Raw genomic sequence first — 17866 nt, forward strand, 5'->3', positions numbered from 1 at the left:
TTCAAGGCTATATTAATAATTATTCAGATGAAAAAAATTGGAATTACTTCTCAAAAAAACTAACTTCGTATTGAAAAATGATGAAATATGACCGTTGAAAAAGAAAGATTACAAGATACTAAATGGAAAAACTGGGGACCTTATGTAAGCAACCGCCAGTGGGGAAATGTACGTGAAGATTACAGCCCGAATGGGAATGCATGGAATTTTACCAATCATCATAATGCCGAGAGCTATGCTTACCGCTGGGGAGAGGAAGGAATTGCTGGGATTTCTGATGTAAAGCAGCTTTTCTGTTTTGCTTTTTCGTTCTGGAACAGGAAAGATAAAATGGTAAAAGAACGATTCTTTGGGTTGAGCAATCCTCAGGGAAATCATGGTGAAGACATCAAAGAAATCTTTTATTATCTGGACAATACGCCTACCCACAGCTATATGAAGATGGTGTATAAATATCCAATTAATGAATTTCCTTACGATGATCTTGTTACAGAAAACGGAAAACGCAGCAAAAAGGAACCGGAGTACGAGATTTTTGACACCGGAATTTTTGATAATGACGAGTATTTCGATATTTTCATTGAATACTGTAAAGCCGATCACAACGATATTCTAGCCAGAGTCACCGTTTGTAATCGAAGCCAGCATGAGGCTCCTATTCTGGTAGCTCCTACGGTATGGTTCAGAAATAACTGGAAATGGGGATACAATACTTATAAAGGAGAGATCAATGCTTCTCATGACGGAAGTATTAATATTGGTCATGACAGTATATCGATCAAAAAACTGTATTCCCGAAATACAAATGCACAAAGTGTATTTTGTGATAACGAAACGAATACTTCCAAACTTTACGGAGCTCCCAAAGCAGAGAATGCTTATTTCAAAGATGGAATCAATGATTTCATTATTCATCAGGGAGATACGGTAAATCCTGAAAAAAGAGGAACAAAAGCTTCTTTTCTGATTGATGAACTTATCGGTGCAGGAGAATCAAAAGTCTTTGAATTCAGGTTGTGTCCTGACGAAACGGATGAACCTTTTAACAGTTTCGATCATATTTTCAATACCCGACAAACTGAGGCTGAAGAGTTTTATAACGACATTCAGAATGATACTGTAAATGAAGATGAAAGAAATGTTCAGAGACAGGCTTTTGCCGGGCTTCTCTGGAACAAACAGTTCTATCATTACAATATAGGAAAATGGCTGAAAGGTGATCCTAATTTTGAAGCGCCAAGAAATTTCAATGAGTATGTAAGAAATACAGAATGGAATCATCTCCACAACAAGGATATTATTTCTATGCCTGACAAATGGGAGTATCCATGGTATGCCACATGGGATCTGGCATTTCACTGTGTTCCTTTTTCAATCATCGATGCAGAATTTGCCAAGGGACAGCTTTTACTGTTGACCAAAGAATGGTATATGCATCCTAACGGACAGCTTCCTGCTTATGAATGGAACATGAGCGATGTGAACCCGCCTGTACATGCGTGGTCATGCTTCCGTGTTTTTAAGATAGATGAAAAAAATAATGGCAAGCCGGATCTGCTATTCTTAGAGAAAGTTTTCCAGAAGTTGTTGCTAAATTTTACATGGTGGGTTAACAGAAAGGATAAAAACGGTAAAAATATTTTTGGAGGTGGCTTCCTTGGCCTTGATAACATTGGAGCTTTCGACCGGAATATGGAATTAAAAGATGGTCAGCATCTCGAGCAGGCAGACGGAACAAGCTGGATGGCGATGTATGCATTGAATATGATGCGTATTGCGATGGAACTTGCCCAATATTATCAGGTGTATGAAGATATGGCGATCAAGTTTTTCGAGCATTATCTTTATATCGCCGAGGCTATGGAAAATCTGGGTGAAGGAACGAAAGGGTTGTGGAATGAAGAAGACGGATTTTTCTATGATGTATTGCAGCTTGGAAACGGAGACAGTGTTTCTTTGAAATTAAGAAGTATTGTAGGCTTAATTCCTTTATTCGCAGTAGAAATTGTTGATCACAGGCTGTTGGAAAAGATGCCCAATTTCAAAACCAGAATGGAATGGATTCTGAAAAATAAACCGGAACTCACCAAGCTTGTTTCTCATTGGGATGAAGAGGGGCAGGGCAGAAAGCATCTGATGAGTATTTTACGTAAAAACAGGTTAACGAAAGTTCTTACCAGAATGCTTGATGAAAAAGAGTTTCTAAGTTCTTACGGAATCCGTGCGATGTCTAAAGTGTATGAAGAAAATCCTTTTGTGTTCTCTGTGCATGGAGCCGAAAATATGGTATACTATACTCCTGCAGAAAGCGACAGCCGAATGTTTGGAGGAAACAGCAACTGGCGCGGACCGATCTGGTTTCCTATTAATTTCCTGATTGTAGAAAGCCTGCAGCGTTTCCATTATTATTATGGAAATAGTCTGAAAGTAGAGCTTCCAACGGGAAGCGGAGATAAAAGAAACCTTGATGAAGTGGCCCAAAACATCAGCAAAAGACTTTGTTCTATATTTTTAAAGGATGAACATGGGCAGCGTGCTTTCAATGGAGGCAATCCGAAGTTCAATTATGATGAACATTTCAGAGATTATATTACCTTCTTTGAATATTTTCATGGAGATAACGGGCGCGGTGTAGGTGCTTCTCATCAGACAGGATGGACTGCTACTGTAGCGAAACTAATAAAACCAAGACTTACCTTTTAATCAGTAATAGGTAATAAGTAATAAAAAAGCCGGATGAGTCATCCGGCTTTTTCTATTTTTAAATAAGAGATTAAATTTTTTCTCCGTTCACATAGACTTCGTATCCGATTTCTACATTCGGTTCTAACGTTTTTGATACAGAACAGTATTTTTCAAAAGAAAGTTCTGCAGCCTTCAGTGCTTTCTTAGGATCAATTTCTCCTTCTAAAAGGAACTTAACTTTAATGGATTTAAAAGGTTTTGCATCCTCTACCTGTACTCTCTCTCCTTCTACCTCTGCCTGAAAACTCTTGATGTCCTGACGCTGCTTCTTCAAAATAGAAACTACATCAATTCCGCTGCAGCCTGCCACAGCCATCAGTACACTTTCCATTGGAGAAACTCCTTTTGCTCCAGGCTGGGAAGTATTATCCAAAAGGATAGAATTTCCCTGAGCATTTGTACATTCAAATAAAAAATCGTCGTTTATTCTGTTAAGTGTTATCTTCATTGTTGCTTATTGCTTGATACAAAGTTATAAAATTCCTCTCGCTTTTATCTCCAAATATTTATTGATAACATCGATATTCAAATTTTCCGGAAGCGTATATACGGTATAAATTCCATATTTGCGGAGTTCCTGAATGATCAGTTTCTTTTCAAATTCAAATTTTTCAGCAACGATCTCGTCATATATTCCCTGCATATTCTCAGGATTTTTATTGATCAACGTCTGCAGTTCTGAATTTTTGAAAAATACCACTACCAGTAAATGGTTTTTAGCAATTCCCCGAAGATATTTCAACTGACGGTTGAGTCCGTCTAATGTTTCAAAGTTCGTAAAAAGTAAAATTAAACTTCTTTGGTTGATGGAATATTTTACATCCTGATACAAACGATTGAAGTCACTTTCGAAGAAATCTGTTTTAATATTATAAAGTGCTTCAGATATTTTTTTCAATTGTCCGGATTTGTTATCAGCGGCAATTTTATTTTCTGCTTTTTTGGAAAAAGTCATCATCCCGGCTCTATCTCCTTTTCTCAAAATAATATGAGACAATGCCATCGTTGCATTGATGGAATAATCCAGTAGACTGAGTCCGTTGAAAGGCATTTTCATGGTTCTTCCTTTATCAATCAGCATAAAGATACGCTGTGATTTTTCATCCTGAAACTGGTTTACCATCAGACGGTTCGTCTTAGACGTTGCTTTCCAGTTGATCGTTCTGATATCATCTCCGGGTACATATTCTTTGATCTGCTCAAATTCCATGGTGTGTCCCAGCTTTCTGACTCTTTTGATTCCTCCCAATAAAAATTCACTTTGAATCGCCATCAATTCATATTTTCTGAGATGAATAAAAGATGAATAAGCAGGCAGCATAGCATCTTTCTGGAAAGTAAACCTCTTCGAGATCAACCCAAGCGGTGAAGATGCATAAATATTCAACCCTCCGAAATGATATTCGCCTCTCTCTTTAGGTTCTAATGAATATTGAAAGAAAGTATTCGCTCCGGAAGCAATCTTCTTTTCAATCAAAAAATCTCTTTTCTGAAACTGGAACGGAATTTCATCAATAATTTTAGTGTCTATTGGAAAGCTGTAATTATTTCTAATATCAATTTTCACAAAGTTCTCATCTCCGTTGGACAGTTTTTCCGGCAATATCCTTTGAACCTGTAATGCATTTTTTTGGTTAAAAAGCAACAGAAAATCTACCATTGCCGCCAGAAAACAGATCAAAAGTGCAATATGGGCTGCCCACATCAGCACCGGAAAGAAAAATGCCAGGACATACAGAATCCCCACTCCGATGAGTGTAAAAAAGAAACGTGTATTGATGTATAAGTTTTTCATTGGTTAGGTTGCAGATTATAGGTTGCAGGTTATAGATTGCAGGTTATAGGGATTAGGTGAATGCATAATAGGTCTCACATTCATATTATTGTAAGGAGTTAATGAGTCCGTTCAACATTTTGGATATTTCTATAATCTTTCCATTTAATTTTAAATACTCATTTTCATTTAAAAATTTAAGATTTTTTGAGATAATTAATTGTGTTTCTACTTCTGCACAACTGCCTCTTGATATTTTTAAAAATTGCAGATAATCAGGTTTACTTCTTCTTGAGTTTCCTTCAGCAATATTGGATGGTATAGAAACGGCAGCTCTTCTGATTTGTGATATTAATCCATAGATCTCATCCTTAGGAAAAGATTCTGTAGTTTTGTAAATTTCAGTAACAAAATCAATAGACTTCTGCCAAACTATAAGCTCTTTAAAATTTGCCATATGTAATATTTTGTACTTTAATTAAATTAGGTACTCCATCAACTGCTACCTGCCACCTATTATCTACTCCCTATTAACTACTCTCTATCTCGGTATTTCTATTCCTTCTAAAATCTGACGGATAATTTCATCTGCGGTAAGACCTTCCATTTCTCTTTCGGGAGATACAATTACTCTGTGTCTTAAAACAGCGTAGCTTGCTTCTTTAATGTCTTCAGGAGTCACAAAATCTCTACCTCTTAGCGCTGCAAAAGCTTTTGATGCGGTAAGAAGTGCCAGTGAAGCTCTTGGTGAAGCTCCCAGATATAAGAATTGGTTTTCTCTGGTATTGATGATAATTTTAGCAATGTATTCCATCAGCTGAGCTTCCACAATGATTTCTTTTACCAGATGCTGATAGCTTTTCAGCTGTTCTGCCGTGATGACACGGTTTACCCCTTCTGTTTTATCTTCTTTTTTGCTTTCATGCTGATTTCTAATGATCGCAATTTCCTGTTCAAGATTAGGATACCCTACATTGATTTTGAATAAAAATCTGTCCAGCTGGGCTTCCGGAAGTCTGTAGGTTCCCTCATGTTCTATGGGGTTTTGGGTAGCTATCACAAGGAAAGGTTCTTCCAAAACATACCGTGTTCCGTCCATGGTGATCTGTCTTTCTTCCATGACTTCAAATAATGCAGACTGGGTTTTTGCCGGCGATCTGTTGATCTCATCAATCAATATGAAGTTGGAAAAGATAGGTCCTTTTTTAAATTCAAATTCTGAGTTTTTCACATTGAAGATAGATGTTCCAAGGATATCAGAAGGCATCAGATCCGGCGTAAACTGGATTCTGCTGAAACCTACGTCAATTGTCTTAGCCAGTAATTTTGCTGTAATGGTTTTGGCTACTCCGGGAACTCCTTCAATAAGAACGTGCCCGTTTGAAAGTAATGCTGCCAAAAGATGTTCTATCATCTTCTCCTGCCCTACAATTACTTTTCCTATCTCAGATTTTACTTTCTCTAAACTCGTACGAAGTTCTATCATATCGATTCTCGACTGAAACTGTTCTTCCTGTTTATTAAGGTTTATAGAACTTTGGTTTTCTATATTCTGGTTATCAAGATTTTCCATAATAAAATGTAATTTACCAATCTAACACTGTATCAATCTAACAATTATATTCTTCTTTGTAATAGTCGTTATGATCATTGGTCAGCTGTCATATTGTTATATTATTATATAGTTATATTATTTAAGTATTTCATCAAGGAGTTTATTGATCCTTGCAAGATCTTCCTTCATTACGCTGGCGTAAGGATCCTGAGCTTTTTTGATAAGCGCTATCGCTTCATCAATCATTTCCATCGTTTTACCGGTTTTCAGATGTAGTTTTTTTGCAAATTCTTCATCCAGATTCTGGGTATCTATCAACAGATCCATTCTCACTTTATTCAGAAAATACTGCGCTTTCTTCGCCATCATATCATGAAAATCACCTTCCTGAAGATAAAGATTTCCAATGCTTTTTACAAAATCAAGAGAAGTATTTCTTAACGGCTCTTCTACAGGCACTATTCTCTGTTTTCTCTTTGCATTAAAGAAAATGAAAAGAATGAGTCCTCCCAAAAACACCCACCATGCATACTTTAAAGCCGGATTCGACAATACAAATCTCATAAAGAAACGTGACGTTGTACTTTTGCTGGCGACAAACCAAAGCGTTTCCCTATCCTGAAGATATGAAAATACATCCTGTGCATATTTTATATTCCCAGGTTTAAGAAGATAATAATTGGTGAGAAAAAGAGGTTCTGTATGAGCATAGATATACCCTTTTCCAAATTTCACCTTGATAAAGTTGGCCTGATCTGTATTCTTTTTTTCTACAGTCTTCCCCAGCACTTCAACGTTGGGTTTTATAAATGAGAATCCTCTGCCTGATGGAAATTTGTCCAGTTTAACAAAATCATTTTGGTATTTTTTGTCGGTAAGTTTCAGGACGTTTTCCTCTTCAAAAGAGATTTCCGAATCATAATATCCAATACTGTCTGAGATTTCTTTGGGCATACGGCTTGCCATCAAAAATGCATCTGAACCCTCAGATACCTGAGTCAGGATTTTTTTCCACGACTCTCCGTCAAGGTTATTTTCGATAACAACAATATTGTGAGCTCCTTTTTTATGCTGGCTGTAGTATTCATAAGGAACCTGCTCAATCTTTTTCAGATTATTTTTAAAAAGATATTTCGCTTCATTATTAAAAACAAACAGCCCAAACGGCGACTTTTCATTGATATCAAAATTCTTGCGCCAGTCTGTTGTTTCTTTTTTGTTAACTTCAAGCAATGCCAAAACAATCATCACAATGATGAAAATTACAGCATATGTTTTGAAAGTTTTATTCATGGTTATTGTTATTAAGGTTTAAAGGCCTGATACTGATTTTTAAATTTCTGATAACTCTGCTCTTCAATATTAAACTCTCCATACCAGACATAATCGAAAATATAAGACAGATTAGAGAAATCACTTTTCAGATGAGGAGCTTTTAACTCGGCGGCATAATCTTTATTTGTTTTTTCCGGATTCCAGTTGATCAGTTTTTTATCGCTCAGCTTTTTAAGGATAAACAAGAATTGATAACGAACTGCTGAACGGTAATCTCTGGCATTTTCAAATTTTGCAATACTGTCAGGAAAATTTATTTCATGGATATTCTCATGCAATTCTTCTACATTGATGTTTAGTTTCTTATTCTTTTTACCAAAAATAAAATTACCATCTTTCCCCATGATATATTTAATGATAAAATAAAGCAGAAAACCTACCAGAATAATGGCAAACAGCCGGATAAGAACTCCCGTAAATTCTGCAGACTTAGTCAATGCTGTTTCTCCAAAAATCCCCTGTATAATCTGATTGAGTTTTCGCATCAGTTTTTGCCAGAAAGATTCTCTTGGCTTTGATACAGAATAATCGAACTCATTTCCTTTATATCTTGATGGAATATTTTCTTTGAATGTTTTAGGATAAGCAGTATTTTCTGATACCGGGTTTTTCATCAGAACAGAATCTGCACGCAGCATGTTTCTATAATGCCCGGTTGTATATAATGAATCTACCAGATCATCAGCAGTAGGATTATCGTCCTGAGCATAAACCAACCCAAGAGAGAAAAAAAACAGTAAGAAAAAAAGAATTCTATTCATTGATTCCAATAGTATCTATTTCTGCAAGTTCTACTTTCTGATGAAGATCTGTTCTACTGTCATAATACATCAGCCCTGCATTCACATACATCAGGTTTGAAAGGAAAAATGAAAGCAGCATTGAAATCCCATAGAATACAAGAAACACAATTCCTAAAGTACCTGTAAAAGGATTTTGTTCAAAATTCCCGTCTGGTGTTGACGTAAGAAGCGATCCATAAAAGAACATCATTGGAATAAAAGTGAAGATGGATGTTGCGATGTAAATAATAATAAACATGATAAATGCAGCTCCCCAATATTTCCAGTACGGAGACTTCTCACTGCCGTTCGGGTATGAAAACTGTGACCGCAAAGCATAGCTCAAACTTCCCCAAAAACCTCTGTCCGAATTAAAATAATCATACATCAGAAATGTCGTAAAATTAAATATCGTCGGGTAAAGAAGCAGGATCAGAAAGAATCCGATAATAATAAAAATCAGGATATAAGAAAAACCTACAACCACCAAAATTATCGGGGTAACAATAAAAATCATTCCAAGACACAGCTTGGCTATTCTTCCTGCATTGCTCTTAAAATCACTCAGAATTTCATCCGCTTTTATTTTTTCTGCTCCCTGTGCTATTCTTTTTAAATAAAAAACCGGGTACAGATAATTCACAATCATCAGGATCATGAAAAGTAGGAAAGTCAATAACCCTACCGTGATCAGCATCCCTGCATTATCTGAAAAATACTGTTCAAAATAATACGTTTCACCCCCAAGATTGGATCCGAATATCTGGGAAAAAAGTTCCTTATATCCGAAAATCATAACGGCCGTCATTAAGATCAAAAGCAAGCCATTGATCAAAATATAGTTTTTGAAGTAATTCTTTCCGTATAATTTGAAAAAATTAAAACTATCGCTGATAAAGCTCCCGAAGTCTCTCTTTTTATAAAATTGTATCATGGATGTGTTTATTAGTTTTTTTATTGACAATAGATGGATATACAAAATAATAAAATCCTACAATTGCCAGTGAACCGAAAATAATAATCAGGTTCAGAATCAAAGGCATCTTTAATGCATGCCTCGTAACATAACCTTCTATAATCCCTGCACAAATAGTAAAAGGAATGGTGCTTAAAAATATTTTAAATGAATCTTTAAATCCTTTTTTAAAAGAATTAAACCTTGAAAATGTTCTCGGAAATAAAATGGAAGCTCCCAGAATCAATCCGCACATCGCTTCCACTACCATGGCGAAAATTTCAAAAACTCCGTGAAGCCATATTCCTCTCGCACTGTCTTTCAATGCGCCATAATCATAGAAAAAATATTGGAAAGCTCCCAGCATCACACTATTGGAAAGCAGTGCAAACAATGTTCCCACGCCTCCGGCAATCCCATAAATATATAATTTTGCTCCTACCTGAATATTATTGAAAATAATTCCGATTGTACTCCCCCAGGTTGAGCCGCTTTCATACACGGCAACAGCATTTCCTTTCTTGATATTTTCTATCGTTTCATTAACATAGGATTCCCCATTGGGTATTGCAACGGCTAAGAAACTTTTATCATAAATTGCAGAAAGTACCCCTATTGAAGTAAATAAAAAGAAAAAAAGAAAGGCATACATCAGATATCTCCGGTACTGATACATCAGCAATGGAACTTCTGTTTTGAAAAAATAGATCAGCCTGTTCTCCTCTACCCTTTTGGTCTTATAAATCTTCTGAAAAATCTGAGAAGACAAATGGTTCAGGTAAACAGTCGTATTACTTTTGGGGTAATAAGTCTGGGCAAAAGAAAGATCATTGATCAGGTTAATATACAACGAAGACAGGTCATCTGGATTTTTTTTAATTTTCCCTTGAATAACCTGTTCTATTCCCAACCATTTTTCTTTATTTTGTTTAATGAAATAAACTTCTCTCATAATTGTTAAGGCTAAAATAATAAAAAATATGTCTCAAATTGCGATAAATACCTCACAAAATGTAAATATTAATTTTAATATTGCAGGCGTAGGAGAAAGGATGCTTGCCTTCATTATTGATCTTCTGATCAGGATCGCTTATGTGGTGATCATTCTGTATTTATTCTTTAACATTTTTGATTTGGGATATATACTGGATGGCCTTGACGAATGGTCTATAAGAGCTGTATATCTTATCCTTACATTTCCTATTTACATTTATCCTCTGGTATTGGAAAGTTTAATGGAAGGGCAGACTCCGGGTAAAAAGCTGATGAAAATCAAAGTGGTAAAGATTGACGGTTATCAAGCAAGTTTTGCTGATTATATGATCCGCTGGGTTTTCAGAATTGTGGATGTTTCATTCGCCGGAGTGATAGGACTTATCTCTATGATTGTCTCTAAAAATAATCAGCGTTTGGGTGATATGGCCTCAGGAACGGCTGTCATTTCCCTTAAAAACAACATCAATATTTCTCATACGATTTTAGAGAATATCCGCGAAGATTACGTTCCCTCTTTTCCACAGGTCATCGCTTTGAGTGATAATGACATGAGGATCATCAAAGATAATTATACCAAAGCTTTGAAAGCAGACGACCGCCAGATCATCAGCAAACTGTCTGATAAAATCAAGAGTATTCTAAAACTGGAAATAGATTCTACTAAAATGACGGAAAGGCAGTTTATCAATGTTGTTATAAAAGATTACAATTACTATACGGGTAAAGATAATTAGTAAGGGCATCAGCCAATTTTGCTTTGCAAGTGAGTCGTCAATTTAAAAACCTGAAAAAAATTGATAGTGAAGTGGGCTTACCGCTCACATCCATTCGTACCAACAGGTCGGTTTAATTTTTGTATATTTAACTATAAAGTTCTGAATTATGAAATTTGAAAACAATAAATCCGGAAACGGTGGATTTCTTACTCTAAATAACGATACAAAAGAAGTTGGCAGACTTACTTATACCATTTTCCCTGAAGATCATAAATTTATTATTTCTTTTGTATTGGTACACCCTGAATTTGAGGGCAGAGGAATGGGAAAATATTTAGTAGAGGAAGCCATCAAATTTGCCAGACAAAACGACTGGAAAGTATATCCGCACTGTTCTTATGCAAGATCTGTGATGATGAGAATGAATGATGTGGAAGATATATTTTTAAAGAATTAAGACTTCATTCAATAGGATATCTTCAATATCATCCGGATAATCTACCTTAAGATGATGATCAGAAGCTACCCATTGCATAATTTCCTGAAGATTTAAAACCTTAGAATTGGGTATACCCATTTTGTCAAGGGCACATGCATTACATTCCTGTTCATATTGATTATGGATCGGAATCACGAACAATTTTTTATCCATAAACAAAGCTTCTGCAGGAGCTTCAAAACCGGCATTACACAAGATTCCTTCACAGCCTTCAAAGTATTTCAGATACTGGCTTTCATCAATAGGAAATACTTCTACATTCTTTACCTTCACGTGTACTTTACTGTATTTTGAAAATACTTTCCACTCAACAGGAATTTTTCTTAAAACCTTGATGATATTTTCATCTGCAAAACTAGGAAGATAAACAAGGTAATATCCCTGCTTATAAGGATTAAGATTTCTGATTTTTCTTCTGATGACAGGTTTTTTGATCTGTGGATGATAATTTTCAAAATGAAATCCGATTTTCCTTTCACTGGGAACATAGTACTTTAAAATCATCTCTCCCAGAAAATCTTTTTTCTTGGGCTTAGGGGTCTCCGGAAAACTCATTGATGCCTGATGGCTAAGCTCAATCATCGGAAGCTTTTTCAGTTTGGAAGCCCAGCCTGTCAATGGCTCATAATCATTAATGATTAAATCATACTCTGATAGTTCCAATTCTCTGATTATTTTGGCAGCTTCAAGAAATTTATTTTCGGTAAACGTTTTTCGGTATGATAAACCTCCTGTTTTGTTATAAAGAAGGGAAATACCCTTATATTGAAAATTAATGTCAAAATCAGCCTTTAATTGTGACTGGTGCCCGCTGATCAATGTATCAACAGATGCGTGTTTTTTGAGAAGAGGAATAATTTCCTGTGCTCTGGCAACATGACCGTTACCAGTCCCCTGGAATGCATACAAAATCTTCATTTAGGAAAAGTTGGTTACAATTTTCAGAAGAGCAGAATTATCCATCTCCTGGATTTCTTCTACTTCATCATCTTTCAGCAAGTGCTTATGCTCATCATAATAAAAAATTTTCCATTCTTTATCATGGTATTCTAAGGCAGACAGGTTTTCAATCCAGTCACCGGAATTCAAATAAGTGCAGGATCCTTTTTTGTTGACAACCTCACGAATCTGTGGTTGGTGGATATGCCCGCAAACAACATAGTCATACTGATTGTCGATAGCAAGCTCAGAAGCTGTAAGCTCAAAATCTCCGATATATTTCACCGCTTTTTTCACATTGTTCTTGATTTTTTTCGAAAATGAATATTTTTCTTTACCCATTTTTTCTAAGAACCAATTTACAACATTATTGATAACAATTAAGAGATCGTAACCTTTTCCGCCAAGTTTGGCAATCCACTTTGAATGCTGGACGGATGCATCGAAAACATCACCATGAAAAATCCAGGTTTTTTTCTGATCGATATTCAGACAGATTTTATTACAGACTTTAAGTTTTCCGAGTTCAAAATCCGTGAACTTACGGAACATCTCATCATGATTGCCTGTAATGTAATAGACATCTGTATTCTTAGTGGCCAATGAAAGAATCTTTCTGATCACTTTCAAATGAGGTTTAGGGAAGTAAGACTTTTTAAACTGCCAGATATCAATAATATCACCGTTTAAAACTAAAGTTTTGGGCTGGATAGAATTGAGATATCTCAACAATTCTTTAGCCTTACATCCATAAGTTCCCAAATGAACATCCGATATAACAACTAATTCAACGTTTCTTTTCATAGTTTTGTACAAAGAAACTAATTGAAAATTAACTGTATATGAATGCTATATTATTTTTTACAAAGAGTCCATCAGCTCTTCTGTGATTTCCATATTATGGTAAACGTTCTGAACGTCATCGTCTTCCTCGAAACGCTCAAGCATTTTCATATTAGCCTTGAACTGTTCTGCATTCACCTCTTTTGTATTATTTGGAATTCTATGAAGTTCTGCGCTCTTCGCTTCAATTCCAAGCTCATCTAATTTGTGAGATAAAGAACCGAAATCTTCAAAAGCCGTTGTAATCATTACTTCATCTTCATCTTTTTCTACATCTTCTGCTCCTCCGTCAATCATTTCCATTTCAAAGTCATCCCAATCCATTTTGATCTGAGCCAAATCAAGGGTAAAAATTCCTTTTCTGTCAAAGATAAATGCCAGTTCGCCATTCTTACCAAGGTTACCATCAAACTTATTGAAAACAGCTCTTACGTTCGCTACAGTTCTTGTTGTGTTGTTTGTAGTACATTCTACAAAAAAAGCAACACCTCCCTGTCCGTAACCTTCATAAGTGATTTCTTCATAGTTTTCAGCATCAGCACCACTCGCTTTTTTGATTGCTCTTTCTACATTGTCCTTTGGCATATTAGCCCCTTTGGCATTCTGGATACATCTTCTCAGCGCCGGATTAGCTTCTGGATCTGTTCCGCCTGCTTTTACAGCCAATGCGATATCCTTTCCTATTTTAGAGAATGTTTTGGCCATTTTATCCCATCTGGCCATTTTAGAAGCTTTTCTATATTCAAATGCTCTTCCCATTTTAATTTTTAAATTTCCAACAAAATTAATCAAAAGTCAACAAAAAAAAAATACCTCCAAAAAAATTGGAGGTATTCATTATTTAGAAAAATTAATTATTTTTTCTTTTTAGCTGGAGCTTTTTTAGCTGGAGCTTTTTTAGCACCTTTCTTAACAGCTTTTTTAGCTGGTTTAGCTACAGTTAAGTCATTTTTCTTGTAAGTATCCCACTCAGCACCTGAGATCGCTCTTACGATAACTTTTCTGTCTTGTTGTCTTTCAGCATCAGTTGCAGTTGCAGGAATTTTAGCTTCCTGAGAACCGATACCAATAGATTTCAATGTTGCAGGGTTTACACCTCTAGCTTCTAAAGCACCTACTACAGAAGCAGCTCTTTCTTTAGAAAGTTTCAAGTTGTAAGCAGCAGCACCTTTAGCATCTGTCATACCTACTACTACGAAGTTTTCAGATGGAGCATCCTTAATAATCTTAGCAGCGTTATCTAATTTTTCGTTAGACTGAGGTCTGATTGTAGCTTTGTTGAAATCAAATAAGATATCTTTCAACTCATTAGTTACTGTAACATAAGTAGGGTCTTTTGGCTTAGGACATCCGTTGTATTCAGGAAGACCTGGAACAGTAGGACAAGCATCATCTTTATCTAAGATACCGTCACCGTCTGTATCTGGCCAAGGACAACCGTTGTTTTCAGCTGGACCTGCTACTGTAGGACAAGCGTCATCTTTGTCGATTACACCATCACCGTCAGTATCTGGCCAAGGGCATCCGTTGTTTTCAACTGGACCAGCTACTTCTGGACATTGATCGTCTTTATCTGGAACTCCGTCACCGTCAGTATCAGGACATCCTTGGAATTCTGGTAAACCTGGAGTATCTGGACAAAGGTCATCTTTATCTAGGATACCATCCTTATCTCTATCTCTGTTTCCGAATCTGAATAAGATGGAAGCAGAAGCCTGCCAGAAGTTAGCAACTGTAGAGTGGTCACCTGGAGTTGATACGTAATCTCCCTGAACACCAAGACCGAAGTTCTTAGTTACCCAGAAGTTAGCACCAGCACCTGTAGCTACAGCAAAGTGATTAGCTTTACCATTCTCGTTACCATCTTTACCGTTATTAACGTTTTCAATTGGATTACCGTTAGCATCAACAGATGTTCTAGGGAAAGCAAGTGCAGTATAGTCATGTCTTAAGTAGTTAGCACCTACTCTTAAATATGGATCAAACCAAGATTCCTCGTTCCATAAAAGACCTGCAGCGTGAGCCTGGAAACCAAGACCTGTCATTAGGAAAAATTCTTTCCCCATGTTGAATCTTTTGTTTTCAACATTTCCAACAGAAGTTTGCCAGTCAATTACTAAACCTTTACCAATGTTTCTAGCAACTGTTAGCTTAGACAATGGAGGTGTAATAGAAAAATTGTTCACATTGAACATATTTTTCGTCAAATTGTTAGCAGAGAACGTATTACTGAAGTTACTTCTTGCTGCTACGTGGTTTTCAGCATGAGCACCAACTCCGATTAACCACGGATTGTTGGTAGTCTGTGCGAAAACAGTAGAGGCAACAGTAAGCGCCAATGCTGAAATTCCTAATTTTAGATTTTTCATAGAATTAAATGATTAAATAATTGATAATGCAAAATAAATATAATTTTTCTTTATATACAAAGTTTTTCAAATGATTTTTAACTTTTCTTTAATATTCTGTCCAGGTTTCGTTTGTTTTCTCTATCTTTAATCGCCTCTCTTTTATCGAAAAGCTTTTTCCCTCTTCCCAGCGCTATCAGCACCTTTGCTTTACCCCTGTCAGTGATATATAATTTTAAAGGTATAATAGTGTTCCCAGCATCCTTTAACTTTTTTTCAAGTTTTTGCAATTCTTTTTTGTGCAAGAGCAATTTCCGTTCCCTTTTTGTTTTATGATTGTAAAAAGTTCCCAATTTATACTCGTCAATCATCATGTTGATGATGTATAACTCCCCATCAATAAACTGACAGAACGATTCTGTGATAGATGCTTTGGATGAACGTAAAGATTTTATTTCGGTACCCGTCAAAACCATTCCTGCTTCATACTCTTCAAGAATTTCATATTCAAAGCGGGCTCTTTTATTTAATATACTGACTGTTTTCTCAATCTTCATCATTTTAAAATTTCGTTAATGAAATATATAAAAAATACCATACATTTAAAAACTTGACTATTATATTATTACAAAATACCCAAATTCTTTTCGTATTTTTGCGCCAAATTTACAAAACTATATGTTAACAGTATCTAACTTATCTTTACAATTCGGGAAAAGAGTACTTTTTGACGAGGTAAATATTATGTTTACCAAAGGAAACTGCTACGGAATCATCGGAGCAAACGGTGCGGGAAAGTCTACATTCCTTAAAATATTAACAGGAAAGCAGGATCCAACAACAGGAAATGTATCTCTGGAGCCAGGGAAAAGAATGTCAGTTTTGGAGCAGGATCACTTTGCTTTTGATCAGTATACTGTTCTTGAAGCAGTTTTAAGAGGTAACAAAAAATTATTCGAGATAAAAGAGGAAATGGATGCGCTTTATGCGAAAGAAGATTTCTCTGACGAAGACGGAATTAAAGCGGGTGAACTAGGTGTAATCTATGATGAAATGGGTGGATGGAACTCTGAATCTGATGCGCAAACGATGCTTTCAAACGTAAGAATTAAAGACGACATGCATTATCAGATGATGAGCGAACTGGAGAATAAGGACAAAGTAAAGGTTCTTTTGGCTCAGGCGCTTTTCGGAAATCCTGATGTATTGATCTTGGATGAACCTACGAATGACCTTGATATTGATACAATTTCTTGGTTAGAAGATTTCTTGGCTGATTATGAAAATACCGTAATCGTTGTATCTCACGACCGTCACTTCCTTGATACGGTTTGTACGCACATTGGAGATTTAGATTACGCTAAACTTAATCTTTACACAGGTAACTACTCTTTCTGGTATCAGGCTTCTCAATTAGCAACAAGACAAAGAGCTCAAGCTAACAAGAAAGCGGAAGAAAAGAAAAAGGAACTTCAGGATTTCATCGCGAGATTTAGTTCTAACGTTGCAAAAGCTAAACAGGCTACTGCAAGAAAGAAAATGATCGACAAATTAAATATCGATGACATTAAGCCATCTTCAAGAAGATATCCTGCAATTATTTTCGAAATGGAAAGAGAAGTGGGAGATCAGATTTTAGATGTAAAAGGTCTTGAAAAAACAAAAGACGGGGAATTATTATTCTCAAATATCGATCTTAATCTTAAAAAGGGTGATAAAGTAGCTATACTTTCTAAAAACTCTTTGGCGATCACAGAATTTTTTGAAATTCTAGCAGGAAATGTTGAAGCAGACAAAGGAACTGTTGCCTGGGGAGTTACTACGAACCAATCTCACATGCCTTTAGACAATACAAGTTTCTTCCAGGAAGATCTTAGCTTAGTTGATTGGTTAAGACAATTCACTAAAAACGACGAAGAGCGTCACGAAGAATTCATGAGAGGATTCTTAGGAAGAATGCTTTTCTCTGGTGATGAAGCTTTAAAATCTTGTAAAGTACTTTCAGGAGGTGAAAAAATGAGATGTATGTTCAGCAGAATGATGCTTCAGAAAGCAAACGTTCTTTTATTAGATGAGCCTACCAACCACTTAGACCTTGAAAGTATTACTACTTTGAACAACTCATTGTCAAACTTCAAAGGAAATCTTCTATTGGCATCTCATGACCACGAAATGCTTTCAACAGTCTGTAACAGAATCATTGAGTTGACTCCAAACGGAATCATTGACAGAGAGATGACTTACGACGAATACCTTGCTGATAAAAAGGTGAAAGAATTAAGAGAAAAAATGTATTCTTAATCTGAACAACATTAAATCTATATAAAAATACCTCAAAGCAATGCTTTGAGGTATTTTCGTTTAAACAATAAATAAAAT

At 35.9% G+C, this 17866-nt stretch carries 17 protein-coding genes; 4 read left to right on the forward strand and 13 right to left on the reverse strand.

What is annotated here, in order from left to right; translation table 11 throughout:
* The first annotated feature begins 87 nt into the window (after positions 1–87).
* Positions 88–2703: an MGH1-like glycoside hydrolase domain-containing protein gene (locus DBR39_RS08025; RefSeq protein ID WP_124532107.1), complete on the forward strand. Its 2616-nt coding sequence runs from the start codon at positions 88–90 to the stop codon at positions 2701–2703.
* A 70-nt stretch (positions 2704–2773) separates the two neighbouring features.
* Here DBR39_RS08025 and DBR39_RS08030 read toward each other — a convergent pair whose 3' ends face one another.
* The 8 genes from DBR39_RS08030 to DBR39_RS08065 form a co-directional block, all read right to left on the reverse strand.
* Complete coding sequence (locus DBR39_RS08030) at positions 2774–3193, reverse strand: OsmC family protein (RefSeq protein WP_124532109.1); 420 nt, start codon at positions 3191–3193, stop codon at positions 2774–2776.
* A gap of 24 nt (positions 3194–3217) precedes the next feature.
* Positions 3218–4540, reverse strand: coding sequence for a DUF58 domain-containing protein (locus tag DBR39_RS08035; protein WP_124532111.1), 1323 nt, complete (start codon positions 4538–4540; stop codon positions 3218–3220).
* Between the two features lie 85 nt (positions 4541–4625).
* On the reverse strand, positions 4626–4976 hold the full coding sequence (locus DBR39_RS08040; RefSeq protein WP_124532112.1) for a four helix bundle protein: 351 nt from the start codon (positions 4974–4976) through the stop codon (positions 4626–4628).
* An 84-nt stretch (positions 4977–5060) separates the two neighbouring features.
* Positions 5061–6092 carry an AAA family ATPase gene (locus DBR39_RS08045; RefSeq protein ID WP_103232865.1) on the reverse strand — a complete coding sequence of 344 codons (1032 nt, stop codon included), beginning with the start codon at positions 6090–6092 and terminating at the stop codon, positions 5061–5063.
* 117 nt (positions 6093–6209) lie between these two features.
* Positions 6210–7367, reverse strand: a complete 1158-nt coding sequence (locus tag DBR39_RS08050; RefSeq protein WP_124532114.1) for a DUF4350 domain-containing protein — start codon at positions 7365–7367, stop codon at positions 6210–6212.
* Between the two features lie 11 nt (positions 7368–7378).
* The gene (locus DBR39_RS08055; protein WP_124532116.1) at positions 7379–8170 is read right to left on the reverse strand and encodes a DUF4129 domain-containing protein; all 792 of its coding nucleotides are present in this window, start codon (positions 8168–8170) and stop codon (positions 7379–7381) included.
* Entirely contained in the window at positions 8163–9125 is a 963-nt protein-coding gene (locus DBR39_RS08060; RefSeq protein WP_124532118.1) for a DUF4013 domain-containing protein, read from the reverse strand. Before DBR39_RS08060 ends, DBR39_RS08055 begins: the two co-directional genes overlap by 8 nt.
* Positions 9109–10098, reverse strand: a complete 990-nt coding sequence (locus DBR39_RS08065) for a stage II sporulation protein M (RefSeq protein WP_124532120.1) — start codon at positions 10096–10098, stop codon at positions 9109–9111. Before DBR39_RS08065 ends, DBR39_RS08060 begins: the two co-directional genes overlap by 17 nt.
* 28 nt (positions 10099–10126) lie before the next feature.
* On the opposite strand from DBR39_RS08065, the gene DBR39_RS08070 reads away from it, so the two are divergent.
* Both DBR39_RS08070 and DBR39_RS08075 read left to right on the forward strand, forming a co-directional pair.
* Positions 10127–10876: an RDD family protein gene (locus tag DBR39_RS08070; RefSeq protein WP_124532122.1), complete on the forward strand. Its 750-nt coding sequence runs from the start codon at positions 10127–10129 to the stop codon at positions 10874–10876.
* Between the two features lie 148 nt (positions 10877–11024).
* Positions 11025–11315 carry a GNAT family N-acetyltransferase gene (locus DBR39_RS08075; RefSeq protein WP_124532124.1) on the forward strand — a complete coding sequence of 97 codons (291 nt, stop codon included), beginning with the start codon at positions 11025–11027 and terminating at the stop codon, positions 11313–11315.
* Here the strand turns inward: DBR39_RS08075 and DBR39_RS08080 are convergent.
* The 5 genes from DBR39_RS08080 to smpB form a co-directional block, all read right to left on the reverse strand.
* Positions 11304–12275, reverse strand: a complete 972-nt coding sequence (locus DBR39_RS08080; protein ID WP_124532126.1) for a glycosyltransferase family protein — start codon at positions 12273–12275, stop codon at positions 11304–11306. The two genes, DBR39_RS08075 and DBR39_RS08080, sit on opposite strands and share 12 nt — an antisense overlap.
* Positions 12276–13100: a UDP-2,3-diacylglucosamine diphosphatase gene (locus DBR39_RS08085; protein ID WP_124532128.1), complete on the reverse strand. Its 825-nt coding sequence runs from the start codon at positions 13098–13100 to the stop codon at positions 12276–12278. It lies immediately after the preceding gene.
* Between the two features lie 57 nt (positions 13101–13157).
* Positions 13158–13898, reverse strand: coding sequence for a YebC/PmpR family DNA-binding transcriptional regulator (locus DBR39_RS08090; protein ID WP_124532130.1), 741 nt, complete (start codon positions 13896–13898; stop codon positions 13158–13160).
* Positions 13899–13993: 95 nt separating this feature from the next.
* Complete coding sequence (locus DBR39_RS08095; protein WP_124532132.1) at positions 13994–15508, reverse strand: OmpA family protein; 1515 nt, start codon at positions 15506–15508, stop codon at positions 13994–13996.
* Positions 15509–15585: 77 nt separating this feature from the next.
* Positions 15586–16044, reverse strand: a complete 459-nt coding sequence (gene smpB, locus DBR39_RS08100; RefSeq protein ID WP_034694839.1) for an SsrA-binding protein SmpB — start codon at positions 16042–16044, stop codon at positions 15586–15588.
* Positions 16045–16165: 121 nt separating this feature from the next.
* On the opposite strand from smpB, the gene DBR39_RS08105 reads away from it, so the two are divergent.
* Positions 16166–17788, forward strand: coding sequence for an ABC-F family ATP-binding cassette domain-containing protein (locus tag DBR39_RS08105; protein WP_124532134.1), 1623 nt, complete (start codon positions 16166–16168; stop codon positions 17786–17788).
* Positions 17789–17866 lie beyond the last annotated feature (78 nt).

The sequence above is a fragment of the Chryseobacterium sp. KBW03 genome, assembly GCF_003852415.1.
In the GTDB taxonomy this organism is placed as follows: Bacteria; Bacteroidota; Bacteroidia; order Flavobacteriales; family Weeksellaceae; genus Chryseobacterium; species Chryseobacterium viscerum.